The organism is Actinocrinis sp. (assembly GCF_035650855.1).
Lineage (GTDB): Bacteria > Actinomycetota > Actinomycetes > Streptomycetales > Catenulisporaceae > Actinocrinis.
On sequence record NZ_DASRGV010000290.1, the window covers coordinates 1 to 16,795 of the forward strand.

The 16,795-nt window shown below is 68.8% G+C and carries 10 protein-coding genes and 1 tRNA gene; 7 read left to right on the forward strand and 4 right to left on the reverse strand.

Annotated features, from left to right (window positions below):
• Positions 1-238 precede the first annotated feature (238 nt).
• From VFB40_RS20790 to VFB40_RS20815, 6 genes are all read left to right on the forward strand, one after another.
• Positions 239-315, forward strand: a tRNA-Ala gene (locus tag VFB40_RS20790).
• Between the two features lie 364 nt (positions 316-679).
• Positions 680-1,387, forward strand: a complete 708-nt coding sequence (locus VFB40_RS20795) for a WXG100-like domain-containing protein (protein WP_324853200.1) — start codon at positions 680-682, stop codon at positions 1,385-1,387.
• Positions 1,387-5,334: a DUF8616 domain-containing protein gene (locus VFB40_RS20800; RefSeq protein WP_324853202.1), complete on the forward strand. Its 3,948-nt coding sequence runs from the start codon at positions 1,387-1,389 to the stop codon at positions 5,332-5,334. Before VFB40_RS20795 ends, VFB40_RS20800 begins: the two co-directional genes overlap by 1 nt.
• A 25-nt stretch (positions 5,335-5,359) precedes the next feature.
• A complete protein-coding gene (locus VFB40_RS20805; RefSeq protein ID WP_324853204.1) occupies positions 5,360-5,731 on the forward strand; it encodes a hypothetical protein in 372 nt (123 codons plus the stop codon).
• Between the two features lie 103 nt (positions 5,732-5,834).
• Entirely contained in the window at positions 5,835-5,984 is a 150-nt protein-coding gene (locus tag VFB40_RS20810) for a hypothetical protein (protein ID WP_324853206.1), read from the forward strand.
• A 229-nt stretch (positions 5,985-6,213) separates the two neighbouring features.
• Positions 6,214-9,492: a PKD domain-containing protein gene (locus VFB40_RS20815; protein WP_324853208.1), complete on the forward strand. Its 3,279-nt coding sequence runs from the start codon at positions 6,214-6,216 to the stop codon at positions 9,490-9,492.
• A 93-nt stretch (positions 9,493-9,585) separates the two neighbouring features.
• On the opposite strand, the gene VFB40_RS20820 is transcribed toward VFB40_RS20815, so the two are convergent.
• The 4 genes from VFB40_RS20820 to VFB40_RS20835 all read right to left on the reverse strand — a co-directional run bounded on the left by VFB40_RS20820 (position 9,586) and on the right by VFB40_RS20835 (position 13,622).
• The gene (locus VFB40_RS20820) at positions 9,586-10,599 is read right to left on the reverse strand and encodes an FAD:protein FMN transferase (protein ID WP_324853210.1); all 1,014 of its coding nucleotides are present in this window, start codon (positions 10,597-10,599) and stop codon (positions 9,586-9,588) included.
• Between the two features lie 49 nt (positions 10,600-10,648).
• Positions 10,649-11,314, reverse strand: a complete 666-nt coding sequence (locus VFB40_RS20825) for a hypothetical protein (protein ID WP_324853212.1) — start codon at positions 11,312-11,314, stop codon at positions 10,649-10,651.
• A 176-nt stretch (positions 11,315-11,490) separates the two neighbouring features.
• Positions 11,491-12,849 (reverse strand): HAMP domain-containing sensor histidine kinase, encoded by a 1,359-nt coding sequence (locus tag VFB40_RS20830; protein ID WP_324853214.1) that lies wholly within the window; start codon positions 12,847-12,849, stop codon positions 11,491-11,493.
• Positions 12,850-12,935: 86 nt separating this feature from the next.
• Positions 12,936-13,622 carry a response regulator transcription factor gene (locus tag VFB40_RS20835; protein WP_324853216.1) on the reverse strand — a complete coding sequence of 229 codons (687 nt, stop codon included), beginning with the start codon at positions 13,620-13,622 and terminating at the stop codon, positions 12,936-12,938.
• A 199-nt stretch (positions 13,623-13,821) separates the two neighbouring features.
• Between VFB40_RS20835 and VFB40_RS20840 the strand changes: the two genes are divergently transcribed.
• Positions 13,822-16,770 (forward strand): hypothetical protein, encoded by a 2,949-nt coding sequence (locus VFB40_RS20840; RefSeq protein ID WP_324853218.1) that lies wholly within the window; start codon positions 13,822-13,824, stop codon positions 16,768-16,770.
• Positions 16,771-16,795 lie beyond the last annotated feature (25 nt).

Sequence of the window (16,795 nt, forward strand, 5' to 3'; positions counted from 1 at the left end):
AGGAGACGCCGGAACTCCCGCGCGTCTCGAACGGCTGACGGTTACGACTGACGACTGACGGCTAACGGCTGACGGCTGACGACTGCCTGCTAACGGCTGACGGCGAGCGACAGGTATCCCCAGCGGCTGATGGCGGCTCGCTGGCGATACGCATCGACCCGCCACGACTCGCAGCCCCGGACCGCGATAACGAGTTCCGGGGCTGCGCGTCTGCTGTGGTAGCCTCTACACGTTCCAAGGGCCTGTAGCGCAGCCCGGTAGCGCACCTCGTTCGCATCGAGGGGGTCAGGGGTTCAAATCCCCTCAGGTCCACCACACGAACGTTCACGGATAACTCCGAGAGCGTTCATGAGTTTCCGTCCAGCCACTTGTTGATCAGGGGATTGGGCGGGATTTCTCGTTTCCAGGGCTGCTTTGCGAAGGCTCGGAGAGGCGTCGAGCCACGCGAGGCCGCCCTTGTTCCGTGCGGGGACACGCCGCAGTGGCCGAACGACTCGGGGCGTCGTTCGGCCAGGACTTCGCGCACCAGCTATTAGTGATCTTGTAGCCTCGCCAGGCTCAGTCTGGTGACCGCTGCAGCGGTTGGTCGCTCAGTCCTGCTCTGCTCGGCTCATGAAGTGCTTTGATACGCTTTTGGGGGCGATACGGGGGCGGATGGCGTCAGCGGAGGGGTCGGATCGTGGCTATCGATGAGTTGCCGTTGCCGGTAGTGAACTTCCTGAACGTCATCGGTGTGGAATGGCCGTACATCGACGAGGAAACGGTCATGCAGTTCGCCTCGTTGGTGCGGGAGTTCGGACAGGCGGTTCAGCAGACGCACCAGGACGCTACCGATGCTGTCCATCGAATAGCGCAGGCACATCAGGGTGCATCGACGGCGCGGATGAAGTCCGGATGGGCGACCTTGTCGGACCGGCACGTGACCGAGATCGTGGATGGCTGCGAGGTGCTGGCGGTCGCCCTGGAGGCATGGGCCGGGTACATCGTGGTCCAGAAGGGCGTGGCGATTGCGGAACTGGTGTCGATGGCCGCGGCATTCGTCGCCGACCAGGCCGCAGCGGTTGCCACGTTGGGCATCGCCGAAGCCGCCGTGCCGGTCATCATCGCTGGCGCACGGAAGCTGGCCGAGTCGTTGATCGACGATCTCAACCAGTACGTTCAGGGGAAGATCATCGAAGCCGCCGCGAAGCCGCTGTTCGCGAAGGTGGAGTCGGCGCTATCCGGGCTGGATTGGTCGCAAGCGGGTGCCTCCGGTGAGACCGCGGAGGGCTTCAGTCTGGACATGCAGGAGCTGACGACGCAGACCGGGATCCTGCGCGCTCACGCGGAGACGATGCGCTCGCACGCGGTCAGGCTGAGCGACGGAATCGGGGGATTGAGTTTCTGATGGGGGCTGGAGAGGAACTCGCTGTTGCCGCAAAGGCACTGGCCCGGGACTTCGCCGAGTCGGCCGACCGGATCGCCGACAAAGCCGCGTCGTTCGCGGAACAGACTGCGGACAAGGCGCTGAGCAACGGCCGCGATCTGGAAAGCCTCGACCAGGATCTGGGTGGCAAGTTCGACGGCATTGGCAAGGGCGGCGAGCCCGACAGTCTTGCCCCACGGCCTGGCACGGCCTCCGGCGAGCCGACACCTGGCGGGGAACCTCTGCCCGCCGGAGGCAGCACGGAGCCGCCCACCCTGAATCACGGCGGCGAGACTCCGACGGGCGGACAGGCGGCTGACGGCAACAGCGGTTCCACTACCGGGGGTGACCCCGTTGATGTCGTGTCGGGTCAGATGATCAGCTCTGAGACCGACCTGGAACTGCCTGGGCTGTTGCCCCTTGTGCTTCGGCGTGCCTATGCGTCCGGTTATCGCGGTGGCAGGCACTTCGGACCGGGGTGGTCCTCGACTCTCGACCAGCGTGTTGAGATCGACGAGGACGGTATTCACTTCGCTGGCGACGACGCTCAGATTCTGCACTACCCCCTACCTACCCAGCCTGGTCAGCAGGTACTGCCCGCTGCTGGCGCCCGGTGGCCGCTGACCTGGGACCGGGCCAGCGACACGATCCATATCGAAGACCCTGGGCGCGGCTGGACCCGGCACTTCACCACCCTCGGAGCCGGGAGGACCAGCGCAGGTCAGCTGCGGCCGATCACCGCGATCTCCGACCGGAACGGCCATCGCATCACATTCGTCTTCGACGAAGACGGCGTGCCCTCCGAGGTTCAGCACACCGGTGGCTATCGCGTCGCGGTCGAAACGGACTACACGCTCGCGGGCGTTCGCGTCACAGCCCTCCGCCTGCACGATGGCTCGCACGACGGACAAGGCAGCAGTGTCTTGACCTACGGCTACGATCGTCAGGGGCGGCTGACCGAAGTCACCGACTCTACGGGCGTGCCATACGTCTACGAGTTCGACGATCACGACCGCGTCACAGCGTGGACAGACCGCAACAGTTTCAGATATGAGTACGAGTATTGTCGCGAAACGGGCCGCGTTGTCCGAGGCGCGGGGCAAGATGGCTACCTCTCCGCGGCGTTCGAGTACGACGTCAAAGCCCGCGCCACCAAGGTCACCAACAGCCTGGGGCACGTCACCGTGTTCCGGTACGACGAACACGGCCACATCACAGAAACCGTCGATCCTCTTGGCAACGTCACGCGGACCGAGTTCGACCGTTATGGGCGGCCGCTTTCCCGCACCGATCCTCTCGGACACACCACTCGATTCGTGCGCGACGAACGCGGAGAGCCGGTCCGCATCGAGCGTCCCGACGGGCTGGCCGTGGCGGTCGAATACAACGACCTGCGGTTGCCCGTCCGCGTCATCGGCGCCGACGGAGCTGAGTGGAAGTACGAGTATGACGCGGCCGGCGGCATCGTCTCGGTGACGGATCCGGCCGGCGCGGTGATCGGTCTTCAGCGAGACGAGCGCGGCGCTCTCGCCGCGGTGATCGACGCGCTGGGAGCGGTTAGCCGCTACGAGTCGGATCGTGCGGGGTTGCCGTTGGCCGCGACCGATCCGTTGGGTGGGCAGGCTCGGATCGAGCGCGACGCCTTCGGCCGCCCCGTCGTGCTCACGGACGCACTGGGAGGGACCACCCGCGTCGGCTGGACCATAGAGGGACGGCCGGCATGGCGCGTCCTCCCGGACGGCACGCGGGAGGAGTGGACCTACGATGCCGAGGGCAATCTGCTTGAGCAGCGCGCTCCCGGCGGCGCCGTCACCCGTTTCGAATACGGCGATTTCAGCAGGCCGACAGCACGCGTCGACCCGTCGGGCGCGCGCTACCGGTTCGCTTATGACAAGGAACTGCGCCCTGTCTCGGTGACAGGACCACATGGCCGAAGCTGGACCTACGAGTACGATCCGGCCGGCCGCCTCGTCTCGGAGACCGATTTCAACGGTCGCACCATCACGTATCAGTACGACGCAGCCGGCCGCGTTGTAGGGCGGACGAACGGCGCGGGCGAGTCGGTGCACCTTGAGCGGGACAGCCTTGGCGCGGTTACCGAGCGCCGAGTAGGCGAAGCGGTCACCCGTTTCGAATACGACGCCGCGGGACGGATATCGCGGGCTCTAGGTCCCGACAGCGTGCTCGAATACGGCCGCGACAGCCTCGGTCGAGTGCTTACCGAGACGGTGAACGGGCACGTGCTCGCGAGCGAGTACGACGCTGCAGGCCGGCGGATACGCCGCACGACGCCGAGCGGCGCGGTATCCGAATGGGCCTATGACGCGGCCGGGCGACCCATCTCCCTCGCTACGGCAGGCGGCGGCCTGACGTTCCAGCACGATGCCGCCGGCCGCGAGATCACACGCTATTTCGGCACCACCGCGGCTCTCTCGCAGGAATTCGACGCCCTGGGCCGCCTGACTGTACAGGGCGTGTGGGCCTACGATCGGCCGGAAGCCGAGGCCACAGCGACGCCCGTGCCGCGCCTGTTGCAGCAGCGGTCGTACACGTACCGGCAGGACGGCATCCCGACATCCGTCGCCGATGCGTTGCGCGGCACGCGTACTTTCGACCTTGACCGGGCCGGCCGGGTCACGGCGGTGAACACGGCGACATGGACCGAGTCGTACGCGTACGACCAGTTCGGCAACATCGTCCAGGCGACCGGCCCGTGGGGTGACGACCTGCAGGGCGAGCGGCACTTTGAAGGCACCATGCTGCGCCGAGCCGGGCGCGTCGATTACGAGCATGATGAGCAGGGCCGCGTCGTCCGTGTCAGCCGTCGGACACTGTCCGGTCAGACAAGACAGTGGTCGTATACCTGGGATGGCGAAGACCGCCTGACTCGCGTGACGACCCCGGACTTGACCAGCTGGGAATACGCGTACGATCCACTCGGTCGCCGCATAGCCAAGCGCCGCCTGGCTTCGGACGGCGCCGTCGCCGAGGAGACCTTGTTCACCTGGGACGACATTCGGCTTGCCGAACAGCTGTCTCATGGCCCGGACGGCCGTTCCACCGCCGTGACGTGGGAATGGGAGCCCGGTACTGGCCGCGCGGCCACGCAGGTCCATCGCTCCTGGGCAGATGACGCTCCACAGGAGGAGATCGACGCCGCCTTCTACGCAATCGTCACGGACCTGGTCGGGACCCCGTCCGAGCTGATCGCAGCTGACGGCCGCGTGGCCTGGCACAGCACCTCGACGCTTTGGGGCTCCGTCGTGGCGGTCTCGGCGGACGGAATCGACTGTCCTCTGCGGTTCCCCGGCCAGTACCTCGATGCCGAATCCGGGCTTAGCCACAACGTATACCGGTACTACGACTCTGGAACCGGTCGGTATGTCACGCCGGATCCGCTGGGCCTGGCCCCGGCGCCGAACCAGCACGCGTACGTCCCGAACCCGGTCATCGGCACCGACGAACTCGGGCTCTCCCCGGCCGCCGGCGCTCAGACCAACTACATGGACGCGACGGACAAATTCGCGATCAACGCGGCCAACGCCAAACCGATGCCCGGCTTCCACGACGTCATCATTCACGGCAGCCCGACAGACTTCGGGCCACAGCCCACATCGTGGAAGAACGGCACGAATTTCGACCACCGGACGCTTGCCAACCTGCTGGAACACGATCCGAGCTATGCCGGCGGCCCGATCAGGCTGCTGTCCTGCAGTACCGGCAAGCTTCCGGACGGCGCCGCGCAGAACCTCGCGAACAAGCTCGGTGTCACGGTCGTCGCGCCGACCGATACGCTGTGGGCCTATCCGTCAGGACGACTCACCGTCGGTTCGACGGCACTGCGCAGCAGCGGCTCCACCGATTTGTGGAACGTCTTCGAACCGGGCAATAGTTCGACCTCGCTGACCCAGTGGCTGGCCAAACCGTAGCAACGCTGAACAGGATGGCTGTCAGATGAAGCAACTCGGTTTCTTTCGAGAGCTTCCACACGGCGACCCGGAAGGTCCCTCGCTGCTCGAAGCCGGACGCCAGACGCGGGACGACGAGGCGGCGATCGTGCGTTACCTCGCGGAGAGCCCTGTGCTGGCCATCTCCGGCAGTGCCGTGTACGACGTCATCGATTCGCAGCATCCGGTCGCCGGCCGCAACGCGGTGCGCACCGACGGCGTGTGGATCTGGCCCGATGATCTCGCGTATTACGTAGCCAACTATCACATCGTGCTGCCCGCCGAGTTCATCGCGGATGGAACACGGACTAAGTGGGCTGTCCGCGACCTCACGCAGGCCGAGTTGGAGGACCTGGAGCGGGAGATGTTCGGGGAGTAGGCACCGGTCTCGGGTTCGCGCACGCCGGCTGAGACGGGACAACTCGTCGCACTGCTCGGCGGCGAGCCGGAGATCCTTCCAGGCCGCCGTCAGCTGCGGGGCGATGGCCAGAGATCTGACCCGAGTCAAGATGCCCAAGCTGATCGCGAAGGACTTCTCCGTCCAGGCCGCCGCCGCAGACGCGCACCACAACACCCGGCTGATCGCCGCCGAAGCGCGCGCCGCGCACGTCGCATCCCCCTGCTCGATGTGAGTAGTGAGTTGTACGGCGAAGCGGTGGAACTCGGCCATGGCCGGCTGGACATGGCCTCGGTTATTAGAGCCATCGAAGCGCGCAGTGCGGCTGAGGGATGTCAGCCGACGTTGTAGCAAATTCGTGACGCCAGCGGCTTTCACCGAGGCCGGATCGTCGCCCGCGGCTGGTACTGTCAGCGATCCGGTGGGGGCGGGCAGGCCGCCCGGCCGTGGTTCGGGTGGGATACATGAGAACTAGAGTGCGCGTCGCGCTGACCTTGAGCGCCGTCACTGTCGCAGCGGGGCTGACGGCCTGGCCCGCGCAGGCGGCCGGGACTACCTACTACGTCGACATCTCCAACCAAGCTTGCTCGGACAGCGGAAGCGGTACCGCGGCCGCGCCGTTCTGCAGCATCCAGGCAGGCGTGAACGCGGCATCGGCAGGCGACACGGTCGTGGTGTCGAGCTCGCTGAACGTGATGTACCGGGCCGGCGCCGTGATCTCCAAGTCCGGTTCTGACGGGTCGCCGATCACCATCGAATCCAACGCCGCGCAGCACTACTCGAGCAGTGGCAACCCGCTGATCTGGACGACGTCGGGCTCGTCCGCCTTCGTGCTCAACGGCGCCAGCCACATCGCGATCCGGGGCTTCGCGATCCTCAACTACGCGTCGGCTCCGCTGGTCCAGGTCCAGAACTCCACCGACGTCACGGTCGACGGGATCGACGGCGCCGCTTCCTCCGGCGACGGCGGGTCGGCGGCGGTGACCGTCGACGGAGCGTCCAGCGCCGTCACGATCAGCCGGAGCGCGCTGAGCGGTATCACCGTGAGCTCGGGCGCCGCGAACGTCACGGTGACGACGAACCGTGTCTCCGGCAACATCGGGCAGACGCCGATCCTCGCGACCGGCGTCAACGGCCTGAACGTGACCAGCAACACCGTCGAGCGCGCCTGCCCGTCGGGCATCGACGTCGAGGGCGCGTCCCAGCAGGTGTCGATCGAGAACAACATCGTCATCGACGACTGGGGCTGGGGGCCGGGCATCTCGGGCGGCTACCGGGACTGTGCCGGCGTGGTTGCCGGCACGACGCCGGCCCAGCCCGAGGTGACCGTCTCCGCGGGGTCCGCGGCGCACGCGACGAGCGACTACAACGACCTCTACACCTGGCCCACCAACAACACGGCCATGTACGGCTGGAACGGCGCTACCTACCCGAACCTCGCGGCGTTCAAGACGGCCACGGGGCAGGGAGCGCACGACCTCGCTTCGCTGCCATGGCCGGCCCAGCAGCAGGCGAACCCGTATGCGACCGCGGATCTGCCGCTCACCGAGGGTTCCCCGGCGATCGACTCGGGCGACGCGAACGCGCCGGGATTGCTGGCCACCGACATTCTCGGTAACCCGCGCACGGACGACCCGTACGTGCCGAACACCGGCGGCGGATCAGGCTACGTCGATCGCGGCGCCTACGAGTTCGTGCCGGCGGCCGGCAGCCCGGCGAGCGTCACCGCGACCCCGCTGACCGGGACGTACCCGCTGGTGGTCACCGCGACGGCGACGCCCCCGAGCGCCTGGGCCTGGGCCAGCACCTACTCGTTCAACTTCAACGACGGAACCGGGTGGACGACCCCCTCGACGTCGAACAAGATTCAGCACACCTACACGAAGCTCGGGGCCAACACCGCCGGGATCGACGTTCGCGAGACGCTGTACGGCGCCACGACCTCGGCGCACGACTCCGACACCATCACCGTCAACCCCGGCAGCGCCCCGCTCGTCGCCTCGCTCAATCTGTCGTACCCGAGCGTGCCGGCCGCGCCGATCTCCGTCACCGCCGACGGAGCGGGGAGCACGGACGGCGCGCCGATCTCCTCGTACACCTTCGACTTCGGCGACGGTTCGACGCCGATGGTCGTGTCCGCGGCGGACGGGACTTCGGCCACGCACCCGATGGCGATCGGCAAGTACACCGTGAAGCTGACGGTCGTCGACGTGCTCGGGAACACCGCGACGACCACGCAGCAGCTCGTGGTCGCGACCGACGCCGTGGAAGCCGCCGCGCTGACCGTCACCGAGGGAGCGCCGGTCAACGGCCTGGTGCCGGTGACCATGGATCCGAAGGGCACCACGGACGGCGCGCCGATCTCCTCGTACTCCTTCGACTTCGGCCACGGGTCCGCTCCGGTGGTCGTGAACGCCGCGACCTCCGCTCCGGTGACGCGCCCGCTGCCGCAGGGCTTGTATATGGTCAAGCTCACCGTCACCGACGCGTTCGGCCGCTCGCAGAGCGTGTCGAAGACGGTCGCGGTGGGCGGCGGGTTCCAGCCCTACGGCCCGGCGCGGATCATGGACACCCGCAAGGGCATCGGCGTGGCCGCGGGCGCCGTGCCCGCGCTCGGCACGGTCAAGCTCAAGCTGCCGCAGGCGCTGCTCGGCACCGCGGACAGCCCGACGATCGCGGTCGTGCTGAACGTCACGGTGACCGCGCCGGCCTCCGGCGGCTACCTGACCGTCTACCCCGACGGCATGACCCGGCCCACCAGCTCGAGCCTGGACTTCAACGCCGGCGAGACCGTGCCGAACCAGGTCACCGTCCCGGTCGGCCCTGACGGCACCGTGGACTTCTACCTCGGCAGCGGCGCGAGCGCCCAGCTGATCGCCGACGCGGAGGGCGTCTACTCCCTCGGCTCCGGAACGGGATACACCGGGGTCGGTCCGACCCGGGTGCTCGACACCCGGACCGGGCTCGGCGGCGCGGGCGGCCGGGTGGCCGGCGGCGGCACACTGAAGCTGACCCTCCCGACGAGCGTCGTTCCGGCGAGCGCCACGGCAGTCCTGATGAACGTGACCGTGGTCCACCCGTCCGGCGGCGGCTACCTCACCGTCTACCCGGACGGCGGCTCCCGGCCGACCACCTCAGTCCTCGACTTCCCCGCGAACGACACCGTGCCGAACCTCGTCGTCGTGCCGATCACGAACGGCAAGGTCGACTTCTACCTCGGCAGCGCGGGCAGCGCGGACCTGGTGGCTGACGTGGCCGGGTACTACAGCCCGTCGTCCACGAGCGTGTTGCTGCCCATCGTCCCGACGCGTCTGCTGGACACCCGCCAGATCGGGCCGCTGCCTGCGGGCACGTACGGCACGCTGGAACTGTCGAACGCGCTTCAGGTGCCGTCGAACCTGCTCAGTGCGGCGCTCTACAACATCACCGTGACGCGGCCGCAGACGGGTGGCTATCTCACCGTCTTCCCGGACGGCCTGACGGCGATGCCCAAGGCCTCGAACCTGGACTTCGCCGCCGGACAGACCATCGCGAACGCCGTGCTGTCCCCGCTGCTGGACGGCGGAACGAACATCTACAACGGCTCGGGAGGCAACGTCGACGTGATCGTCGACCTGTTCGGGGTCTTCGCGCCGACGATCTCGCAGAGCACGATCAGCTCGTCCGCCATGCACCTGAGCGGCTTGGCCGGGCAGGAGAGCGCGCTGCACGCTCCGCACGGAGCTTCGAGCGGAACGCGTTGACCGTCGAAGTGTCCTGATAAGCACACTGAGCAGTAGCTGTTCGGCTCCGAACCCGGTGACGGGTTCGGAGCCGAACGCGTTATGCGGGGGCTGTTACAGTGCCGGCCAGTCGGCGAGGATCAGGACGCTGCCGTCGTCGTGTACCAGGCGCGCGGGCAATCCGAGGTCGGTGAGCCAGCGCGCGGCGGATTCACCGCGAGCCATAGCAGCGGTGGCCGCGATGCTGGCATCCACGCACGTGATCGCGGCGACGCTTACCGCGCTCCAGCAGGATTGCGCGGGCTCGCCGAGCCGGGAATCGCCGAGCCGGGAATCGACGAGCCGCGAATCGACGAGCCGCGAATCGACATGGCGGTGCAGTTCCGTGCCCGCCCCGATCCAGCGGTGTACCGCCGCGCTCGACGTGGCGAGTCCGCCCTCTGCGATGCTGACGGAGCGGCCGGGAGCGGCGGCGTGGCCGATTGCCGCCTGCTCCGACGCACCGTCGCAGGCACCGTCGCGAGGGTCGTCGGCCACGCGCACCCGCCAGCCGCCATCAGGGGCCTGACCCTGGACGGCGAGGTCGTCACCGAGGCTCACCAGTACACCGCAGCCGGCTGCTCGGTGTGCGGCATACGCGGCGCGGTCCGCCGCCAAGGCCTTTGCGGTAGCGCCGAAGTCGAGCAGTGAGCCTGGTCGGATGCGGATCGACTGCCGACGCGGATCCCAGTCGATCGATCGCCAGCCGGGAGCCGGAGCAGGTCGGGTCATGCTGATGCTTGCGCCGCCAGCGCGCGCCTGTTCGAAGTCGCGGTCGTACCCCGTGCCGACGACCGCCGCGCGAGTCGGGTCCACCGCGCCCTCGGTGAGCCGGGCCGCCCGCAGGGCCACCTCCACGGCCTCGGCGAACAGGTCGCTGACGGCCACGGGCCGACCCGCGCTCGCGTTCACCCGCGCGAGTTCCGAGTCGCCGCGGAAACGGCTGCACGCCGAGTTCATCGCCTCGATCTCCGCGCGCGCGGCCGCACAGGCCGAATCCAGCCGCTCCGGCACGGCGGACAAAACGACAGCCGTCCCGCCGAACGCGGGGAACTCGGCCCGTGCGATGTCGAACGCGGGAGTGGTCACGACGAGCCGCCCACAGTCGCGCAGTAGGTTCGCGGTGGGCGCGGCAGGATCACCGCTGCCACGATGCCGACAGGTGCGCGGCGGCCATTGCGATCGCGATACCTGCGGCCAGGCCGACCGCCGTGATCGACCAGCGCAGGCCGCGACCGCCGACCGCGACCGCCGCGCCGTAGGCCCGTGAACTGCGCAGGTCCGCGCCGATGAGCCCGGGTAGCCGCCAGATGTAGGCGAGCACGTGGATGGTCATGACTCCCAGCCAGAGCACGAAGCTCGCTTTGTGCATGAACAGCAGCGGGATGCCGTGGTAGGACGTGCCCTTCTCGAAGCCGAGCGCGACGCCGGTGCTGAGTACGCCCACGCTCGTGAGGATCACGAACGGCCCGAGCACACGCAGCAGCGGCGCAGGCGGTCCTTTACGCGCGTATTCGCGATCGCCGGTGTAATAACGGATGAAGCGGTAGAACGTCGAGCCGATCTTCACGCAGACCGGGCCGATGAGAAGCAGCCCGATGAAGTAGTGCCAATACAGCAGGCTGCGTAGGGAGAGGATCGTTACGCCCTCCGCGGCGAACAGCACGAGCAGTACGGCTCCGGTGATCGCGGTCAGCCGCTCGTTGCCCTCGGGTCCGGAGTGCGATCCGGCCGGCGGAGTCCTGCGATGGGAGGTCATGCCGGGGGAGCGCGCGGCCTCGTTCGATGCGGCGTTCTCTGTCACTGCGTTGTTCCACGCGGCGCTGTCACGTACCACGGCCCGGTGCGTCCCTTCTGCAGACCTCCCCTCCAGGATCGATTCCGGGCTTCGTGAATCCGGTTCAGAACTCGCTCAGAACCGGTAAAGATCGCTGATCGGGCCTCGCGAACCGGCGCGCCGCGGGCGTTTCGGTCGTTCGATCAGGACGCTGACGGAAGATCGAGTTCCACGGTCAGCCCGCCGCCGGGGGTGTCCGTCAGCCGCACCGCGCCGCCGTTCGCCGTGATCAGCCGGTGCACGATCGCCAGGCCCAGCCCGTTTCCGCGCGCGTCCGGATTGCCGAAGCGGTGAAAGGCGGCCTGCTTGGCCGGCTCGTCCATGCCCGGACCGTTGTCGATCACCTGCAGCAGCACCCGGCCGTCGACGCGCCTCACCCGCATCTGCACGCGGCCCGCGTCGGGGACCGCCTCCAGGGCGTTGGCCAGCACGTTGTCGAGCATCTGCTCCAGATCCCCGGCTCCGAGGCGCGCCACCGCCTCGGGCCCGATCGCGCCGACGGTCTCGGGCGGTTCCAGCTCGATCCGCCGCTCCCTGGCCACCGGCTCCCAGGCCGCGACGCGTTCCGCCGCGACCGCACCGACGTCGACCGGCTCGCGGCGCGGCACCCGCCCCTCCGCCCTGGCGACCGCGAGCAGACCGTCCACGAGCCGGGAGAGCCGGCCGATCTCCTCCAGCGCCCCGGCCAGCTCGGCGGCGGTTCCGCCCTCGGTCTCCGCAGCCAGCACGTCCAACCGCAGCCGTAGCGCGGTCAGCGGCGTGCGCAGCTGGTGTGAGACGTCTGCGACCCACGCCCGATGGCCGTGCACGAGGGTCTGTGTCCGCTCTGCCATCCGGTTGAACGTCGCCGCGAGTGCGCGCACCTCGGCCGGCCCGTGGCTGGTCTCGGCGCGGACGGTCAGCTCTCCATCACCGAGCCGCGCCGCCGCGGCGCCAAGCCCGCTCAGCGGCCGGGAGACCCAGCGGGCCAGCCGAAGCGAGAGCGCCACGCCCAGGATCAGGCCGGCCAGTCCGGTCAATCCGAGCCAGACCCAGAGCACCGTCATGTGCTCGTCGAGCTCACCGGTCGAGCGCCCGAACACCACGGTGCCCGAATACTTGTCGTCATCGGAGACCGGCACCGCGGCCAGGAACCACGCTCCATCCTGCGCGGTCTGCTCGTGATCGCGTGCGGTGCGTGCCGTCACGACCAAAGCACGGGCACGAGCGTCCGTCGTCGCCGAGCAACCCGCGGAAGTGAGCAGGCGGTCATCCGGCAGGTAGACGGCGGCGCAGTCGTGGTGCTTCGCCGCCTCGGCGAGGGCCGCGTTCATCGCGGTGGGCGGGTGGTGGTCGGTCAGGTACTCCTCGGCGGCGGAGGACACCTGGCGCCCGGCCGAGATCGCGTCGAAACGGAACGACTCGCGTTCCTTGGCGTCGACCGCCACGCCAACCGGCACTACCGCCACCACCAGCAGCGCCGCGATCAGTGCCACGAATGTGAGCGCGATGCGTCGGGACACGGCCGGTCAACCCGCCGTCACGGCGCCGTGTGCGACGGTGCCGACAGTCGCCGGGCAGCGGGCCGGGCGCGCAGGGGTGCAGGGACTCATTCGAGTTCGCCGAGCCGGAATCCCCGCCCGTACACGGTTTCCACCAGCCCTGTCACACCGAGCTTGCGCCGCAGTGCCGCCACATGCACGTCCAGCACCTTCGTCGGCCCATACCAGTTGGCGTCCCAGACCCGCTCCAGCAGCTCCTGGCGGGAGACGACGCGGCCGGGGTCGGCGGCCAGGCACTCCAGGATGTCGAACTCCTTCGGCGTCAGCGACACCTCGGTCCCGTCCACGGTCACCCGGCGGGTGCGCGGATCCACCGTCATCGGGCCGTGAATGTACACCGCCGGGCCGCTCGGCCGGATGCGGCGCAGCACCGCCCGGATGCGTGCCAGCAGCTCCGCGAGCCCGAAGGGTTTGACCAGGTAATCGTCCGCGCCCTCGTCAAGGGCGACGACCCGGTCCCCTTCCTCTCCGCGTGCGGTCACCACGATGATCGCCGCGTCGCAGCGCCGGCGCAGGCCGCGGCACACCTCGAGGCCGTCCATGTCCGGCAGCCCGAGGTCGAGCAGCACCACGTCGGCCGCCGCGGCGGCCAGGGCCTGCGCACCGGTCCCGACGACCTCGACCTGGTATCCGGCCCCGGTGAGCCCGCGGGCCATCGAGTTCGCGATCCCGGGATCGTCCTCGACCACCAAGGCCTGGATCCGCAGGCCGCCGCCGCTCCCGCTCGCCGTCACAGGGCCACCTTATGACGCGCGGGCCGGTGCTCGCCTCTGGTCGACCGGAGGAAAAAGGCCAGGACCATCGGCCGGTGCGGCGGCGCGGCAATCCGGTGTCCCGGAAATCTGCGTTCTGGTTCAATGTCAATCGCTGATTTCGGGGGCCGCGCAGCATGGCGCGGCCGGGGCGGTATTGAGGGGCGGGAATTTCAGTCTGATGACGGGTCTGAGAGCACAGGGGCGGATCCGCCGGTTGGCGGTGGTCGCCTTCACGGTGGCGGCGCTGGGAGCGTCGGGCGTGAGCGCCGCCGCTGCGGCGACGAGCACGGGATCGACGGCGGCGAAGCCGGTCGCCGGTTCAAGCGCCAAGCGCGCTGCGACTCCGGCGGCGAAGACAGCGACGCAGAAGGCAGCGCCGCAGAAGACAGCGGCACCGAAGGTGCGGCCGCACGCGTTCTCGCTGCCCGAGCAGCCCGGACTGGCCGGCAAGTTCGTCGCCGCCGGACCGACTCGGCTGCTGGACACCCGCAAGGGGATCGGCACCGGCGGCGTCGTGGCGCCGGTCGGCCAGGTGCCGCTCCTGCTCGACGTCTCGCAGGTGGCGGGCGGCTCGGCGACCCCGACCTCCGTCGTGCTGAACGTGACGGTGACGAACCAGACCTCCGGCGGCTACGTCGTGGTCTATCCCGGCAGCTCGTCGCGGCCGGCCTCGTCGAACCTGGACTACGCCGCCGGGCAGACCGTGGCGAACATGGTCACGGTTCCGGTCGGCTACGACGGCAAGGTCCAGTTCTACGTCTCCGGCGGCCACGCCGACGTGATCGCCGACCTCTTCGGCTACTACACGATCGACACGGCCGCGTCCACGTACGTGCCGGACGGCCCGAGCCGGATCCTCGACACGCGTTCGGGCATCGGGACGGGCGGGGTGAAGGCCCCGGTCGGCGCGGGCAAGAGCATCCGCCTTCAAGTGGACGGCGTAGCCGGCATTCCGGCGGCGAACGTCTCCGCGGTCGTGCTCAACGTCACCGAGACGAACTCCTCGACCGGCGGATACCTGACGGCTTATCCGGACGGCGGCAGCGTGCCGACGACCTCGAACCTGGACTTCCCGGCCGGCAAGACGGTGGCCAACCTGGTCACGGTCCCGGTCGGCGCGGACGGGAAGATCGACTTCTTCAACAAGTCCGGCACCGTCGACGTCATCGCGGACCTGGCCGGCTACTACCTGGCGAACGCGCCGCGGTCCGGCGGGATCCTGCAGAACCTCGACACGCCGACGCGGCTGCTGGACACGCGGTCGGGTCTCGGCACCGGCGGGGTGAAGGCGCCGGTCGGCGCGGGCGCGAGCATCAGCCTCCAGGTGGACGGCGCCGCCGGGATCGCGCAGAAGAACGTCACCGCGGTGATCCTCAACGTCACCGAGACGACGCCGAGCGTCGGCGGCTACCTGACGGTCTACCCGGACGGCGAGAGCGTCCCGACGGCGTCGAACATCGACTTCGCCGCCGGCGAGACCGTGCCGAACCTGGTGGTGGCGCCGGTGGGCGCGGACGGCAAGGTCGACTTCTTCAACAAGTACGGCACCACCAACGTCATCGCCGACGTCTTCGGCTACTTCCTGGCCGGCGGCGACCTCTCGGTCAGCACGCCGAAGTTCGCCTCCCCGACCGTCGACACCACGAGCGGCGCGGTGGCGGACACGGTGACGTGGACGGTCACCGACTCGAACCCGGCGGCTACCCAGACCGGCGGCGAGCTGGTGCTGCGCCAGCAGGGCAGCACTCCGAACACATTCGTCGGCCAGTGGTACGTCGTCGACTTCCTCTCGACGCAGAGCCTGTATCAGGGCGCGACCGTGGTTTCCGGGGACGCCGCGAAAGCGACCTTCTCCTATGACTTCGCCGTGCCGCAGTACGCGGGCGCGGCCACGGCGAAGTGGGTCGTCGCGCTGGTGACGGTCTTCGAGAACGCGACCCAGCAGGGCCAGCTGCTGTCCGGCTCGGAGCTCGCCGGGGCCGGGAACGCGGTGACCGCCACGCAGCAGGTCTCGGCGGTCGCTCCGTCGTACGACCTGCTCCAGCTGGCGAACAACGGCAACCCGCCGTACTACTACAACGCCGGCAACTCGGAGGTCCCGTACCAGCTCGAGGTCCAGGACGGGCAATCCGGGTTCTGGCAGGGCACGCTGACAATCAGCGGGCCCGGCGGCAAGCAGCTGTCGGGGTCGTTCTACTACCAGAACGACTACGGCGTCTCCTCCGGCATGTGCCAGGGGTACGGCTCGACCGCGAACCAGAGCACTGATGCCCACTGCTACGTGTACGTCGACATTCCGGCCAGCGCTCCCGCCGGAACGTGGACGGTGTCTTCGATCAGCCTGACGAACAACGCCGGCCAGACGAAGACCTACACCGGTATCAGCGCGCTGCCGATCAGCGTCACCTCGGACGGTGTGATCAGCGCGAGCAACTTCAGCCCGAGCGCGACCCAGCTGAACAACTGGACCTCGAACGCTCCGTTCCAGCTCTCCATGAGGATCGCGGGAGCGCAAAGCGGCGTCGCCTCCATCCAGCTGTTCTGGGGACCCTTCCTGAACGTGTGCGCGCAGCAGTCGACGACTCCGACGGTCGGCTCCGGCGGCGTCTACACGATTCCCGTCGTCATGTATCGGACGTACCAGGCGCTGAGCACCTGCACCCTGGACGGTGTCGTGATCACCGACGGCGCCGGGAACGTCTCGCTCTACGGCACTCAGTTCGGCGCGGCTGCGACCGGCGTCAAGGTGACCACGATGCCTGACACCACCCCGCCGACGGCCAGCTCGGCTTCGCTGAACCACACCACCATCGCGCAGAGCCAGATCGGGAACTTCAGCTACGTGATCAACGTGCAGTCGAGCGATCCGACCGCGCCGGTCAGCAGTTTCAGCAGCTACCTCTACGACAGCACCGGCAACGTCGTGGGCCAGGAGTTCGGCGGCGTGTCGGCGGGACCGGACGGCGCGCTGATGCTCGGGCTCGACGTGCCGTACGGGCTCGCCGTAGGCACCTACACCGTCGGCTTCACCATCACCGACGAGGCCGGGTTGAGCACGAAGTACGGCGAGCCCGGTTCGGCGCCGGTCCCCGGCGGGCCGCTCACGTTCACCGTGACGGCCGGTTGATTCCCGCACCCGAGCCGGCCGCCGG